The organism is Caballeronia sp. LZ034LL (genome assembly GCF_031451215.1).
Taxonomy (GTDB): Bacteria; Pseudomonadota; Gammaproteobacteria; order Burkholderiales; family Burkholderiaceae; genus Caballeronia.
In genome coordinates, this window is sequence record NZ_JARUXR010000003.1 from 50,078 (window position 1) to 64,333 (window position 14,256).

Genomic DNA, 14,256 nt, shown 5'->3' on the forward strand with positions numbered 1-14,256 from the left:
ATGGTTCAGGACTTCAGCAAGGACATCGCGTTCGCGAACGATCTGGCCGAAGACGCCGTCGCGTTCGCCCAGTCGCAGCAGTTCCAGGACGTGGCGACGGCCGCGCACGAACATCTGCTGTCGCGCATCGAGGAACTCGGCGCGGAATTCGGCCGCTGGTCGCGCCAGGCGATCCAGCAGTTCGTCGATCTGGAAATGGACAGCTTCGTGCGCCTGCGCCGCATTCCGCTCAACGAGAGCGAAGTGCGGCTGGTGGCGGCGGCGCTGACCAAGGAACTCGCGGGTTTCGGTCCGATCGAGGACCTGCTTGCCGACGCCGCCGTGGAGGACATCCTCATCAACGGCTATAGCGACGTGTATGTGTCGCGGCACGGCATCCTCGAAAAGATCCCGGTGCGCTTCGCCGACAACGCGCACCTGCTGCGCATCGTGCGGCGCATTCTCGCGCCGATCGGCCGGCGTCTCGACGAATCCAACCCGATGGTCGATGCGCGCCTGCCCGACGGCGGCCGCGTCAACGTGGTGATCGAGCCGCTGTCGATCGACGGGCCGGTCGTGTCGATCCGCAAGTTTCGCCGCGATCCGCTGCGTCCCGACGATCTGCTCGCCAACGGCACCTTCAACCAGGACATCGCGACGCTGTTGCAGGCGGCGGTCGAGGCGCGCTGCAACGTGCTGGTCTCGGGCGGCACGAGCTCGGGCAAGACCTCGCTGCTCAACGCGCTGGCCTTCTTCATTCCGAAGCACGAACGCGTGGTGACGATCGAGGACACGGCGGAGCTGTCGCTCAACCATCCGCACGTGGTGCGGCTCGAAAGCCGGCCCGGCGGCTTCGACGGCGCGGGCGTCGTGTCGATCCGCGACCTGCTGCGCAATACGCTGCGGATGCGTCCGGACCGGATCATCGTGGGCGAAGTGCGGGGCGGCGAAGTGCTCGAAATGCTCCAGGCGATGAACACCGGCCACGACGGCTCGATGGGCACGGTCCACGCCAGTTCGCCGCGCGAGTGTCTGTACCGGCTGGAAATGCTGGCGGGCTTCGCGGGCTTCCAGGGCACCGAGGCAAGCCTGCGCAGGCAGATTGCCAACGCGATCGACTTCATCGTGCAGATCGGGCGGCTCTCCAACGGCCGGCGCCGGATTCTCTCGGTCACCGAAGTGACGGGCCTGTCCGACAACATCATCGCGATGCAGGAGTTGTATCGCTATGAGCCGTCCGTCGACATGAACGGCGACGAACAGGACCGCTGGAACTGGCTCGGCATTCATCCGAGTTCGCCGAAGCTCGCGAAATTCCGCCAGGCGCAAGGCGTGGCGATGTCGGAAGGCTTCGGGCAGACGGGACGCTTCGGCGGCGGCTTTGGCGGGGGCTTCAGTGGCTAGGGGCGTCGCACTCGTCGCGATGCTGGCGCTGCTGTGCGCGGCGGCGGCGCTCATGCTGTGGCGGCGCAGTGCCGTGCGGCGCGAACGGGCGCTGGCCGAGCGCTTCGTCGAGCGCCAGGTGCAGAGCGCGAGCGCGGCGCATGGCATGCCCGCGCCGCATCCGGCCCAGCCGCCCCGGCCCGTGCCGGGCGCGCCTGCCGTCGAGATGCAGACGGGCGTCCGGGCGCGCATCGCGCAGGTTCGCGCCTTTGTCGGCAATCTGCTGAACCGTGCGGGCATCGAACGGCCGGGCGCGCTCGTCGCGACCACGTTCGCCGTTGCCGGCTTCGGCGCGCTGTGGGCCGGCTTGCGCGCGGGACCAGCGATTGGCGCGGGCGTCGCGGCGTTCGTGCTGGTCGCCGTCTATGCGTGGCTCACGTGGCGCGCGCAGAAACGCTATCAGCGCATCGTGCGGCAGTTGCCGCCGTTCCTCGACGGCATCGTGCGGATGATCGTCATCGGCCACAGCGTGCCGGCCGCGTTCCAGAGCGCGCTCGGCAGCGCCGAAGCGCCGCTCTCCGAATGTCTGAACCGCGCGCTGCCGATGCTGCGCACCGGCATGGAAATCGATCACGCGCTCGGCGCGGTGGCGCGCATCTATCGCGTGCGCGAACTGGAACTGGTGGGTTCGGTGCTGCGCGTGTCGGTGAAATACGGCGGCCGCTCCGACGTCATGCTCGACCGCATGGCCGCCCTGATGCGCGACCTGGAGCAGGCTGATCGCGAACTGATCGCGCTGTCCACTGAAACGCGGCTGTCGTCGTGGGTGCTCGGACTGCTGCCCATCCTGCTCGGCACGATGGTGATCCTGACCAATCCCGCCTACTTCGACGCCATGTGGACCGACACGCTCGGCAAACGCCTCGTCTACATGGCGGTGGCGTTGCAGGCGCTCGGCGCGTGGATGCTGTACCGGCTGGCGAGGGTGCGGACATGACGATCACGCCTGCCTTGCTCGGCGCGCTCGCGCTCGCCGCCGCCGCGCTGGCCGTGAGCCTGTGCGGCGTGCTGGCGTTCAGCCGCCATCTGCGCATGCAGCGTTCGGCGCGCACGCTCGACCACGCGTTGCAGGACCGTGCCGCGGCGTCGCTGGCGGCCGCTTCTGCTGCCGCTGCGCCCGCCACGCGCCTCACATCGCCGCCGACGCGCGGCCTGTTCGCGGCGCTGGGGCGCGCGAGCGTCGCCTGGCTCGACACGCCGTTCGGGCGCATCGCGGTGGCGCCGGAAGACCGGCGTCTGCTGGAACGCTGCGGCTATCTCGACGTCCGTGCGCGCGCCCGCTTTCTCGCGGCGCGCATTGTTGGCGCGCTCGGCGCGCCGCTCGCCGTCTTCGCCGTCGACCATGGCGGCATGAGCAGCGCGCGCTTCATGCTGCTGATGTTCATGGCGCTCTCGGCGGGTTTCATGGCGCCGAAGTGGTTCGTGCGGCGGCGGGCGCAGGCGCGTCAGCGCGCGGTGGAAAACGAGCTGCCGATGTTCGTCGACCTGTTGCGGCTGCTGCAGGGCGTCGGGCTGTCGCTCGATCAGAGCCTGCAGGTGATGATCCACGACTTCGGCAGCGTGCTGCCCGTGCTCGCCCGCGAACTGGCGCTGGCGCAGGCGCAGTTCGTGACCGGCCGCACCCGCGAGCAATCGATGAAACGCCTCGCCACGAGCTACGAAAACGACGATCTCGCCGCCATCGTGCGGCTCATCATCCAGGTCGAGCAGCACGGCGGCGCGGTGCAGGATCCGCTCAAGCAGTTCGGCGACCGGCTGCGCGAGGCGCGCCGCGCGGCGCTGCGGGCGCGCATCGGCAAGGTCACCGTGAAGATGACCGGCGTGATGGTGCTCACGCTGCTGCCCGCGCTGCTGATCATCACGGCCGGGCCGGGTTTCATCGCGGTGGTGCACGCGCTGGCAGGACTTCATCGATAACGGAACGCTCATGACTCTCTCCACGACCCTCTTGCGTCCGCTGCTCGCGGCGCTGCTCTGCGCGACGCTCGGCGCATGCGCGACCAAGCAGGAGAACGGCTACGGCCTGGGCATCCAGGCCGAACGCCAGGCCGCGCTCGATCAGGCGCAGCAGAAGGACGCGCCGCCCGATACGCCCGGCATGTACCTCGCGCTGATCGACCGGATGCAGGCGCAGGGCTTGTGGTACGCGTCGCTGGCGCACATCGATGCTTACGAGCAGCAATACGGCGAAACGCCCGACACGATTCTGTTGCGCGCCGACGCGCTGCGTCAGACCGGCCAGCCCGAGGCCAGCGCCGCGGCCTACGCGCGTCTCGCCGATACCCCGCTCGCCGCGCGCGGTCTGCGCGGCCTGGGTTTGCTGGCGGGCGCGAAGGGCGATTTCACGCACGCCGCCGAACGGTTCGAGGCGGCCTCGAAGCGCGCCCCGACCGACGCCACGATGCTCTCCGACCTCGGTTATGCGCGCTTGCGCATGGGCGACGTCGAAGGCGCGCGCGTGCCGCTGATGAAGGCCGCCGAACTCGCGCCGGGCAACCCGAAGATCCTGAGCAATGTCGCGCTGTATCTGCTGGCCAGCGGGCAGACCGCGAATGCGCAAGGACTGATGGACCAGCAGAAGTTCACGGCGGACGTGCAGCAGGCGATCCGCGGCGATGCGAAGCGGGTTGCCGATGCGGCGCGGCCGCGCGTCGCGGCGCGCTGATGTCGCACGAACGAAGTTTCCGAACCACGAGGCAACGATGAAACGAATCCCCCTGACGATGCTGGCCGCCGTGCTTGTCGCAGCGCCCGCCGCCCCCTTCGCGCAGGTCGCGAACCCGCCGGCGGCGAGCGAGATCGGCCACGCGACGCTGGCCTGGCTCACGCTCCAGGCCAGCAATGCCGCCGCCGCGCCCGCGCAGCCGATGCTGGGCGCCGAGGCCAGCGCGGCCTACGACCGCTACCTGAAGTCGTTCGAGACGGGCATTCCGGCGCGCTTCGGTTCGTCGCTCGAAGACGCCGGGCGGCCGGCGCTCGACGTCAACTATCACAACGCGAACTGATGCAACTCCGCAGCCCACGCTCACGCCATGAAAGCCCACCGCACCTTCGGACCGCACCTTAAGCGCCAGCGCGGCGCGGCGGCGACGCTCGCGGCAATCTGGCTGGTCGTGGCGGTCGCGGCGCTGGGCGCGCTCGACATCGGCAATCTGTTCTTCGCGCGGCGCGCGTTGCAGAGCGTCGTCGATCTCGCCGCCAGCGCGGGCACGCAGTCGCTGTCGAGTTCGTGCGCGCGCGCCACCTCCGCGGCGACCGGCAGCGCACTCGTCAACGGTTTCGACGCCAACGCCGCCGGCAACAGCCTGAGCGTCACGTGCGGGCGCTGGGACACGCAGGCGAACGCCGCGCCCGACTATTTCTCGACCAGCGGCACGCCCGCCAACGCCGTGAAGGTGAGCGCCGCGCGCACGGTGCCGTACTTCTTCGTCGGGCCGTCGCGGAAGGTGACGGCAACGGCCATCGCCCGGGCGACGGAGGTCGGCTCGTTCTCGATCGGCACGACGCTCGTCAGTCTCGGCGCGGGCCAGCTGAACGGCCTGCTGAACGCGTTGCTCGGCACGAATCTCAATCTGAACCTGGTGTCGTACCAGGGGCTCGCGAACGCCCAGGTGCGCGTGGGCGATCTCGTCACGGCGGCGGGCGTCGGCACCGTGGATCAACTGCTGGGCCTGCAACTCAGCGCGGGCGATATCGCGAAACTCATGCTGAAGGCGCTGCAAACCACGTCTGTCGTGAATGCCAATCTGTCGACGGCGATCGGCGCGATGGGCGCCATCGTCAACGCGAATATTCCCGGCAACCAGACCATCGCGCTCGGCAGCAAGAACGGCGCGCCCGGGCTGCTGTCGATTGCGCTGGCGAACACGCAAAGCGCGCTCGACGCCACCATCAACCCGCTGGAGGCGCTGCTCGTTTCCGCCGAGATCGCGCAGGCCGGCAAGGCGGCCGTCATCCTGAAGCCGAGCATCGACCTGGGGCTGCTCGGGTCGGTGACGCTGTCGGTGCAGATCATCGAGCCGCCGGCGCTGGCCATCGGCGAGGCGGGGCAGGACGGCAACGGCAACTGGCGCACCCAGGCCAGCACGGCGCAAGTGCGGGCGGTCCTCGACGTGCGCCTCGTGAAGCTGCCCGACATCCCGCCCATTCCGGCGCTGAGCGGCCAGCTGATCCATCTGCCGCTGTATGTGGATGCGGGATCCGGCACCGCGTGGCTCGCCTCGACGCAATGCGCTGGTCCGCCGCTGGCCCGGCGCTCGGTGATCGGCGTGCAGAGCGGCATCGCCAATGTGTGCGTCGGCGACCTGCAGGCCAATGCGGCGTTCGGCACCTGCCCCGTGCCCGCGACGATTCTCAACGTGCCCGGCGTGGCCAGCGTGAGCCTCGCCGCCGCCCTGCCCGCGACGATGCCCGCGTCGGCCGCGCCGAACATCACGTTCGACGGCGTGAGCGGCAACGCCGACGACTACCAGACCGTGCCGTCCGCGCCGGGCGCATCGCTTGCGAATGCGTTGAGCGGACTGAGCAACCGCCTCTCGGGCACGCTGAAGATTTCTTCGCCCATCCTGCCGACCGTGCTGACCGAGCTGTTGAGCGGCATCGTCACGGGCTTGCTGGGCGGCGTCGTGGCCACGCTGCCGCAATTGCTCACAAGCCTCGACACCGTGTTGCTGCCGGTGCTCCAGGCGCTCGGCGTGCAAGTGGGCGCGAGCACGATCCACGACCTGTCGCTGACCTGCGGCGAGTCGCAACTGGCCTATTGATTGATCGACATGAGACAGAACACCAGAATCGACGGCCTCGACATTCACGTATGGGAGGGCAAGGCCGACATCGTCGAGCGCGTGGTGCGCGCGATGTCCGGCCAGGACGTCGACGTGCTGCGCGCCGACGGCACCGCCATCAGCGCGCCTCGCGACGCCGAGCGTCCCGCGCTCGCGATCATCAGCGTGAGCGTGATCGACCATGGCGCGTTCGTTTTGCGCGACTGGGAGGCGCGGCATACGATGCCGGTCGTGTGGGTCGGCGCGGCGCCGCGCGAGCGCGATCCGTCGATGTTCCCCGCCGACTATTCGCACATCCTGCCGCTCGACTTCACCGGCGCGGAACTGCGCGCGATGGTCTGCAAGCTTGCGCGGCAACTGCGCGCGCATGGCGAGGATACGCAGGCATCGGAGGATCTGATCGCGCATGCGGACTGCATGAAGGCGCTGCTGCATGAAGTCGATACCTTCGCCGATTGCGACACCAGCGTGCTGGTGCACGGCGAGACCGGCGTCGGCAAGGAACGCATCGCGCAACTGCTGCACGAGAAGCACTCGCGTTATGGCGCGGGGCCGTTCGTGGCGGTGAACTGCGGCGCGATTCCGGACGGCCTCTTCGAATCGCTGTTCTTCGGTCATGCGAAGGGTTCCTTCACGGGCGCGGTGATGGCGCACAAGGGCTATTTCGAACAGGCCAACGGCGGCACGCTGTTCCTCGACGAAATCGGCGATTTGCCGCTTTATCAGCAGGTCAAACTGTTGCGCGTGCTGGAAGACCAGGCGGTTACGCGGCTGGGGTCGGCGACGCCGGTGCGCCTCGAATTCAGGCTGATTGCGGCGAGCAACAAGTGCCTGCCGCAGCTCGTGAAGGATGGTGTCTTTCGTGCCGACCTGTATTACCGGCTGGCGGTGATCGAACTCAAGATTCCGTCGCTGGAGGAACGCGGCGCGCCCGACAAGATTGCGCTGTTCAAGGCGTTCGTCAGCGAAGTGATCGGCAAGGACAAGCTCGACACGTTGCCGGACCTGCCGTACTGGCTCGCGGACGCCGTTGCCGATATCTATTTCCCCGGCAATGTGCGCGAACTGCGCAACCTGGCGGAACGGGTAGGTGTCACCGTGCGGCAGCTCGGCGGCTGGGACGAGTCGCGCGTGAAGCGCTTGTTGGTGCTGGCGCGCAACCAGCAGCAACCGTCAGCGGGAGAAGGTGCAACCGATTTGCTCGTCGATCGCAGCAAGTGGGACATGAACGAGCGCAACCGCGTGATCGCCGCGCTCGACGCGAACGGCTGGCGCAGGCAGGATACCGCGCAGCAACTCGGCATCAGCCGCAAGGTGTTGTGGGAGAAGATGCGCAAGTTCCAGATCTTCGACGAGGAACCCGAGACCCGGCCGATGTAAAGCCGTTTCGCCGCTTCGCCGCGTTCAAGCGCGGCGCACCAAAAAAAACGCCGGCGCACGCATGCGCCGGCGAAGTTCTGGCTTTACGAGGGCTGCCAGAAGCTCTTGGGAAACCGGTTCTAACTGCTCGATTTCGTTTTCATGCCGCGTTTGCGATGCGCATGGCGTGGCGAACCTCGCGGCGTTTGTCGGCGACTTTCGCCGTGCGGGCGCCGGGCACCTGGTCGATCCCGAACGCCGGGCGCGCCAGGAAGAAGCCTTGCGCGAGCACATGCGGCCATTGCGCCAGCCATTGCGCCTGCGCGGCGGTCTCCACGCCTTCAACGACGATCGACACCTTGAGCCGCGTCAGTAGCGCGAGCACCGCAGAGAACACCGTGCAGGCGTTCGGGCAGCTCGGCGCTTCGGCGAGCAGCTCCTTCGCGATCTTCACCGTGCCGAATTCGATCGGTCCAAGCGCCGCAAGACAGGCATAGCCGGTGCCAAAATCGTCCATCGAAATATTGACGCCCTTGTTGCGGAAGCGGCGCACGAGCTTCTGCATGCCGGGAAAGCGCGCGAGATCCTCGCTTTCCGATAACTCCAGTTCGAGGCATTCCGGCGCGACGCCATGCGCGCGGCAGATGCTGTCCATACGCTCGGAAAAACCGGGCAGCGCCGCGATGGACGGCGGCACGTTCACGGCCACCGGATAGTGCGCGCCGCCGGCAGCGCGCCACGCGGCCATGTCGGCGGCCACGCGGTCCATCACGAACCAGGTGAGTTCGAGCATCACATCGGCGTCCTTGAACGCCGCGCAAAATGCGCCTGGCAGCTGCAGTCCGAACTCCGGATGACGCCAGCGAATCAGCGCTTCCATCTGCGCGAGTTCGCCGCTGTCCACCCGATAGATTCCCTGATAGGCGATGCAGAACTCACCGGCCCGCAGGCCCTGGAGTACGCGATGCCTCAATGCATGATCTGAGTCCGGCGCGGCGATCGCTGCGGGCGAGCCGTCTGTCGTTCGTTTCATGCTGCTTCCATCTCCTCCGTTTGGTCCGTCGGAAGATTGCACGAGTCGTGCCAGATGCGTCCGACTGCCGTGGTATCAGGGGTGAGCCCGGCATGTCACGGCTGGATAACGTTTGCGGGGGTATTTCGTCGTACCGAAGGCCGCGCCCAGTATGAAACAGGTGCTTCAGTTACGTAACGTCCAGCGCGTGTTACGCCGTGCGGGGCGGAATGCGGGGCGGAACGGAGGCGTTGCTATTTGTCGGCCTTTTTGCATTTTGTACGGACAGGTGGCCGAACTTTTGTAATCCGGACGAGTGGCGGGCTGTCAATAAACGATCGTGGCGACGATCGTATCGGTGTAAGTGCCGGCGCTCGGCGTCGTCTGCGGCGGCACACGGCCATACACGGTGATGGCCTGATTCGAGCCATTCCCGAAGGCGCTCACGAGTGCCGTCCCGTTGCTGCCGTCGCCCCACGGAATCGTGAGCGCGGCGTTGCTGTACAACTGATACTTCACCTGCTCCGTGCCTCCGCCCTTCGTCATGCGCCGGTCGGCCACGGTTGCGCCGACGCCGCTGCCCGCCGAGAGCGAGATCGAATAAGCGTCGTTGTTGGTGCATGCGACGCTCAAAGTGCCGGTCGCGGTGAGCGCGCCGTTCAGCACGCCTGAGGCGCCGAAGTTGATGTTGGTGGCCGACAGCGAGCAATCGTTGATGACCGGCGCCGTGACGATGAACGACAACGCCGTGGCATTCGAGGTGACCGTGGAGCAGTCGGGCGCGAGCAGGACGTATGCTGTGTAGTCCATTTCCGCCGAGACCGTGCCGAAGAACACGGAGACGTAGTTGCCGGCGGTGAGCGTCGTCTGGCCCGGCGCAGTGCGGGCGTAGATGGTCACGGCGCGGCTCACCGAGGACACGCCGAGCGGAAACGTGAGGTCCACCGCGACGGGCGCAAAGGAACCGGACGCTCGCGAGCCCCAGATCGTGCTGTAGCCGGAATCGGAATAGAGGTTGTACTGAATCGTGCCGGTGCCTGTGCTCGCCAGGCGCGGAGAGTACGACGTGCCGCCGCCGCCGGTGCCGAAGTTCAGGCAGACGCGCACCGGCGGATTCAATGCAGCAGGCGTGCAGGTGATGTTGACCGTGCCCGTGATGCTTGCGACGGAGGTGGTTGCGGGCGAGATAGGGCCGAAGGTGATGCCCGAGACCGTCGCAGTGCAACTCTGCGCGTGCGCGGTTGCGCCGTACAGCAGGAACACGAGAAACAGCACGATGCGCTTCATGGCGACGCATCCCCGCACGTGAACGGCCCGAGCGTCGGCAGGCCGCGACCCTGTGCCTTGAAAGGCACCCGCACTTCGCAGGGCTTGCCTGCCGGCGCCGCGTCGAGCGTATTCGCTTGCGAGAGATCGTCGACGAAAGCGAGACCGTCGTAGCCCACCACGTATTGCTTGCCGGTTTCGCGATGCGTGATCTGCGTTCCGACCGGCAAGGGCTGGCCGTTCGCCGACACCAGTTGCAACTGCGCGCCCTTGAAATCCTGCAGCGGGAAGCGCGCAAGCACGCCCGCGCGCGCCTGCGGCGCGAGATTCAGCTGGGTCGTGGTGACGGAGGTATCGGCGGGAAGGCCGAGCGGATCGATGGAAAGATGGTTCGGCTGATACGAGACCAGGTCCGGCACCAGCAGATGCCCCGCCGAATTGGTCTCGCCGATCTCGCGGTTCTCGTGCAGCACCGGAACGCCCGCTACGCCGTCCGTCGAGACGAGAGCGAAGGCGTCGTCGATACGCCGGCCCGCGAGCACGTCGCCGGCCATGACCACGATGGAACCCGAAGCATCCAGCTCGCCGTAGGTGCGCGAATCGACGTTCGCGACCGACGCCAGCAAATCGCCGTAGCGGCCGCGATACGTGCCCTGCGCGAGCGATTGCTGAATGCCGTTCTGGCGCGACGACTGGACTTGCCAGCCGAAGCCGCCGCCGTAGTCCGCCGTCTTCGACAGCGCCGCGCCGAAGATCGGCTTGCCGTGATCCGAGCCCGCGTTGACGCTCGCATTCAGCGCGCCGCCGATCACGAAGCTCAGCGCGACGAAGACGCCGGTGGTGCTGCTGTCACCGAAGTCGTGATAGACGCTCGCCGACAGCGACGCGCCGCGCGGCAGGCTGGTCGTGTACGCGAGCGAGCCGATGCGCGAATAGCCGTAGTAGGGATCGTCCACGCCGACGAAACTCGCGCTCGCCGTGCTCGACGAACCGAGCGCGCGCAGCGGCGCGGCGACGGTGGCGCGATAGGTCGCGCGCGGCACCGGCGTGCCTTCGGCGGCGGCGAGGTCGCTGTAGTGCGGGGTGGCCTTGGTCGCCTGCAAGTCGACGGAAATCGCGGGCGTGCGCCATTGCCAGCCCGCCGCGAACTGCACGCCGCCGCCGCCCGTCGACGGCTGCCGGGGAATGGCTGTGGCCTGCGGGGCAATCGATCCGAAGCCGTCGTAGTAGCCGGCCGGATAGACATAGAGCGGCGCCGGATTGGCGCCGCCATTGCCCGCGCTGCCCGCCACTGCGACGTTCAGCACGCCCCACTGGCCGACGCCGAACAGCACGCCGACGCCTGCGTTATAGACGCCGCGCGTGATTTCGCTGTGCGCTTCGAGCGTGAATTCGTCGGTGACGCCGCGCCGCAGCGACGCCGACAGCGACGGATCGCCGGCGTAGTTGAACGAGTCGAGCGAATAGGCGCGCCGCACGAAGCCCGCTTCCACCGAAAAATCCGTGAGACCGCGCGCGAGCAGGCGGGCATCGATATACAGCGGCACCGTGGTCATCACGCTGCGCCCGAGCGTATCGCGGCTCACGATGACGGCTTCGCCGGCGCCGTTGATCGCAGGCACCGCGTTGATGACGAATGGTCCCGAAGGCGCGTTGCCGCTGAACTGGCGCACGTTGTTCACATACAGGTCGACCGCGCTTGGCACGGCCGCCGAGCCGGCCAGCGCGGGCACCGGATAGGTGATCAGGTCCGGCCGCAGCGAGAAGTCGCGCGACACCTGCGCGCCGCCCATGCGCACCGGCCGCGTCCACGTGAGCGAAGACGAGATGGTGTCGCCGAGACGCGTGGTGACAAGCGTGTCGGTATCCGAATGGCTCCACGACGTATCGAGCCGCACGTAGCGGTGCCGGTCCTGATACCAGTACGCGGTGCCCGTGTTGTCGAACACGCCGCCCGGATAGAAGAAGCGCTGTTCGCTGAAGAGGCCGTATTGCGTCGGCGAGTTGGTCTGCACCGTCGCGTCGTAGTTGATGACGAGACCGGTGCCGGTGGCGGCCGTCGGCGGGCGCGCGGGCGTGTTGGCGAGCGAGGCCGGCAGACGGCGGGAGTCGTTGGTTTCCAGGTTGATGCGCTGCCGCTCCGGCTGGTACGTGTAGCGCAGGCCCGGCACGAAGCCGAGCCCGACGCGACCCTGGGCGTCGGGACGAAGGTCGTCGGTGCGCAGGCCGAGGTCGCGCAGCTCGTTGATCGTCGTGTAGATCATCGTGTCGGTGATGAAGAACTGCGCGATCTTCTGCGTCGACACGCCGTTGATGGCCACTTCGAGATACAGCTCGCCCGTGGCGCCGCCGCCCGCAGCGGGGAAGCCGCCACGCAAGGCGGCGAGCGTCGCGGGCAGGTCACCGGCGGCCAGCGTCGCCGGAACGTCATCGGCGCGCGCCGGCACGCAGGCCGACGCGAATACGCAGACCGGCAGCACCCAGCGCATGCGCCTGAAGGCATGCCCGCGGGTGTGGCACGAGTGCCGGTGGGGCGAGCGCATCCACGGGTCACCGATCAGGTTGCGGTCCGACGACGCTCACGGGCATCGTCACCGGTTCGCCGTTCACGAGCGCCTTGAGCGTCGCCGAGGTCACGCCCGAAGGTGCGCCCTGCACCGGCCAGCGGCGCGCCGCGTGCGGGAGGGCGTATCCAAGGAGGCCGGGGGACACCTGGGTCGAATGGCCGTTAGGCCAGTCGAGGTGCACTCGGCTCAGTTGCGCGTGGAGATCCGTGTGGTTCGCCGCGCGCAGCATCAGGATGTCGTGGCCGTCCGGCGCTTCAGTGCGTTCGAGCGACAGCGCAAGTGCAGGCACCTGGTCCTCCTTGGCGCCGACGAACACCGGCACCGAATAACGCAACTGCATGCGTATGCCGGTCGAGGAGGCGGCCTGGCCGTTCGGCAATTCGTCGATCAGCAGCCGATAGGCTTCCTCGCGGACCAGCGGGGTCGTGCCGACGCGCAGGATGCGAACGGTCTGATCGCCACCCGGCGCGACGTTGACGATAGGCGGACTCGCGACGATGGCAGAGGTGCGGTCCAGATGATCTTCATCGATCGTTTGCGTCCATGCGAACACGCGCACCTGCGCATAGAGCGGCACGGCGCCGTCGTTATGCAGCGTGAGCGCGGCGGCGGGTTTCTCGGCGGAAAGGTCCAGCCGGATCGGCGAAACCTGAAGCGCGGCGCCCCACGCGCTGCCCAGCTGCGAGAGCGTGAGCAGCGCGAACGAGTACAGCAGCCCCCGCCTCACCCGGCGGAGGACTCGACCTGCCTTCGGATCACGCATACCTAGAACGTGATGGTCGCGGTGACCGTCGACGTATAGGTACCCGCTGCCGGAGTGGTCTGCGGCGCGACGCGGCCATACACGGTCAGCGTCTGTGCCGCACCGTTGCCGGTGCCCGCCACCGTGTCAGTGGCGACCGTTTGCCCCCAGATCAGCGTGCGGGCGGCGTCGCGGTAGAGCTGATAGGCGACCGTCGGCACCGGCGTGCCGGTTCCGCCCAGCAAACGGGCGGGGATGGTCGAGCCGGCGACCGAGCCTGCATCGAGCCCGACGTTATAGGCCGCGCCGTTCGAACACGTGACCGACAGCGTGGTGGTCTGGTCGATGTTCGCCGCGATGACGCCCGAAGTACCGAAGTTCAGCGGATTCGCTGTGATGTTGCAGTCGTTCTGCAACGTCAGGGAGACCACGAAGGTGGTGGTCTTGGTAGCGGCTCGCGCTCCGAAGGGAATGAGGGGCCCCGTGGCTAACGCGAGTGAAATGAATGAAACCGCAATCGAGTGGCGACGCATTCTTCACCTCAGAATATTTTTTTATTGATGTGTCCGTGTTCGACAACGTTTGCGCCGTTAGCGCAAAAGCCGTCTACACCTCGGTGGACGTTTCCATTCTTGTTCAATCTTCACACTGAAGACGTAACCGTTTGTAACGAAAGCAACAGATTAACGGAATGCTGCAACGCACTCTTTTAAAAGGCGATTTCGACAACGGCTCTGTTTCGTGTTTGTGTTTTGTCAGTTTCCGCAACCTGGAAATCGGCGAAATACTGTCCTGTAAGGACGCGATATTGCCCCGCTGCCGAGCAGGCGACGGCGGGCCGACGAGCGTCGGTATCGAGGGTGCAGACCTCGTAGATGGTCAGCGAGACGGCGAGCTCGGCGCTGGTCGCGGCGAGCGAGGAGGGTGCTGCTCCGAACGCGAGCAACAGGATGAGCACCGCGGCCGACGCCGCGAGCGAGCGAATTCGAGATGCCATGGAGTTCACGAGACACGAGGTGAAGTCGGCCGCGAAGCAGGACGGCCGAGTGCGCCAGTCGGCGCGTGTTCTCGTTTACGGCAAATCCTCCATTAACTTGACGAAAC

The 14,256-nt window shown here is 67.2% G+C and carries 13 protein-coding genes; 7 read left to right on the forward strand and 6 right to left on the reverse strand.

Annotated features, from left to right (window positions below):
* Genes QCE83_RS21350 through QCE83_RS21380 form a run of 7 tightly spaced genes read left to right on the forward strand, consistent with a single transcriptional unit; the run spans position 1 to position 7,586 of the window.
* A complete protein-coding gene (locus tag QCE83_RS21350) occupies positions 1-1,383 on the forward strand; it encodes a CpaF family protein (protein WP_309815713.1) in 1,383 nt (460 codons plus the stop codon).
* Between the two features lie 19 nt (positions 1,384-1,402).
* Complete coding sequence (locus QCE83_RS21355) at positions 1,403-2,359, forward strand: type II secretion system F family protein (RefSeq protein WP_309818681.1); 957 nt, start codon at positions 1,403-1,405, stop codon at positions 2,357-2,359.
* Entirely contained in the window at positions 2,356-3,339 is a 984-nt protein-coding gene (locus QCE83_RS21360) for a type II secretion system F family protein (protein ID WP_309815715.1), read from the forward strand. The genes QCE83_RS21355 and QCE83_RS21360 overlap by 4 nt, the downstream gene beginning before the upstream one ends.
* Before the next feature lie 10 nt (positions 3,340-3,349).
* The gene (locus QCE83_RS21365; protein ID WP_309815719.1) at positions 3,350-4,087 is read left to right on the forward strand and encodes a tetratricopeptide repeat protein; all 738 of its coding nucleotides are present in this window, start codon (positions 3,350-3,352) and stop codon (positions 4,085-4,087) included.
* 37 nt (positions 4,088-4,124) lie between these two features.
* Entirely contained in the window at positions 4,125-4,427 is a 303-nt protein-coding gene (locus QCE83_RS21370; RefSeq protein ID WP_404985265.1) for a DUF3613 domain-containing protein, read from the forward strand.
* A 27-nt stretch (positions 4,428-4,454) separates the two neighbouring features.
* Complete coding sequence (locus QCE83_RS21375; protein WP_309815721.1) at positions 4,455-6,185, forward strand: TadG family pilus assembly protein; 1,731 nt, start codon at positions 4,455-4,457, stop codon at positions 6,183-6,185.
* 9 nt (positions 6,186-6,194) lie between these two features.
* Positions 6,195-7,586: a sigma-54 dependent transcriptional regulator gene (locus QCE83_RS21380; protein WP_309815724.1), complete on the forward strand. Its 1,392-nt coding sequence runs from the start codon at positions 6,195-6,197 to the stop codon at positions 7,584-7,586.
* Positions 7,587-7,725: 139 nt separating this feature from the next.
* Here the strand turns inward: QCE83_RS21380 and QCE83_RS21385 are convergent, their stop codons facing one another.
* The 6 genes from QCE83_RS21385 to QCE83_RS21410 form a co-directional block, all read right to left on the reverse strand.
* Positions 7,726-8,598 carry an EAL domain-containing protein gene (locus QCE83_RS21385; protein ID WP_309815727.1) on the reverse strand — a complete coding sequence of 291 codons (873 nt, stop codon included), beginning with the start codon at positions 8,596-8,598 and terminating at the stop codon, positions 7,726-7,728.
* A 306-nt stretch (positions 8,599-8,904) separates the two neighbouring features.
* Positions 8,905-9,864 carry a spore coat protein U domain-containing protein gene (locus QCE83_RS21390; RefSeq protein WP_309815730.1) on the reverse strand — a complete coding sequence of 320 codons (960 nt, stop codon included), beginning with the start codon at positions 9,862-9,864 and terminating at the stop codon, positions 8,905-8,907.
* On the reverse strand, positions 9,861-12,386 hold the full coding sequence (locus QCE83_RS21395; protein ID WP_309815733.1) for a fimbria/pilus outer membrane usher protein: 2,526 nt from the start codon (positions 12,384-12,386) through the stop codon (positions 9,861-9,863). Before QCE83_RS21395 ends, QCE83_RS21390 begins: the two co-directional genes overlap by 4 nt.
* 7 nt (positions 12,387-12,393) lie before the next feature.
* Positions 12,394-13,137, reverse strand: coding sequence for a molecular chaperone (locus tag QCE83_RS21400; protein WP_309815736.1), 744 nt, complete (start codon positions 13,135-13,137; stop codon positions 12,394-12,396).
* A 38-nt stretch (positions 13,138-13,175) separates the two neighbouring features.
* Complete coding sequence (locus QCE83_RS21405) at positions 13,176-13,685, reverse strand: spore coat U domain-containing protein (RefSeq protein ID WP_309815740.1); 510 nt, start codon at positions 13,683-13,685, stop codon at positions 13,176-13,178.
* A gap of 176 nt (positions 13,686-13,861) precedes the next feature.
* Complete coding sequence (locus QCE83_RS21410) at positions 13,862-14,149, reverse strand: hypothetical protein (protein ID WP_309815742.1); 288 nt, start codon at positions 14,147-14,149, stop codon at positions 13,862-13,864.
* Positions 14,150-14,256 lie beyond the last annotated feature (107 nt).

Coding starts and splice junctions, on each gene's coding strand:
- QCE83_RS21350 (WP_309815713.1), top strand. CDS start 1: ATGGTTCAGGACTTCAGCAAGGACATCGCGTTCGCGAACGATCTGGCC.
- QCE83_RS21355 (WP_309818681.1), top strand. CDS start 1,403: ATGCTGGCGCTGCTGTGCGCGGCGGCGGCGCTCATGCTGTGGCGGCGC.
- QCE83_RS21360 (WP_309815715.1), top strand. CDS start 2,356: ATGACGATCACGCCTGCCTTGCTCGGCGCGCTCGCGCTCGCCGCCGCC.
- QCE83_RS21365 (WP_309815719.1), top strand. CDS start 3,350: ATGACTCTCTCCACGACCCTCTTGCGTCCGCTGCTCGCGGCGCTGCTC.
- QCE83_RS21370 (WP_404985265.1), top strand. CDS start 4,125: ATGAAACGAATCCCCCTGACGATGCTGGCCGCCGTGCTTGTCGCAGCG.
- QCE83_RS21375 (WP_309815721.1), top strand. CDS start 4,455: ATGAAAGCCCACCGCACCTTCGGACCGCACCTTAAGCGCCAGCGCGGC.
- QCE83_RS21380 (WP_309815724.1), top strand. CDS start 6,195: ATGAGACAGAACACCAGAATCGACGGCCTCGACATTCACGTATGGGAG.
- QCE83_RS21385 (WP_309815727.1), bottom strand. CDS start 8,598: ATGAAACGAACGACAGACGGCTCGCCCGCAGCGATCGCCGCGCCGGAC.
- QCE83_RS21390 (WP_309815730.1), bottom strand. CDS start 9,864: ATGAAGCGCATCGTGCTGTTTCTCGTGTTCCTGCTGTACGGCGCAACC.
- QCE83_RS21395 (WP_309815733.1), bottom strand. CDS start 12,386: ATGCGCTCGCCCCACCGGCACTCGTGCCACACCCGCGGGCATGCCTTC.
- QCE83_RS21405 (WP_309815740.1), bottom strand. CDS start 13,685: ATGCGTCGCCACTCGATTGCGGTTTCATTCATTTCACTCGCGTTAGCC.
- QCE83_RS21410 (WP_309815742.1), bottom strand. CDS start 14,149: ATGGCATCTCGAATTCGCTCGCTCGCGGCGTCGGCCGCGGTGCTCATC.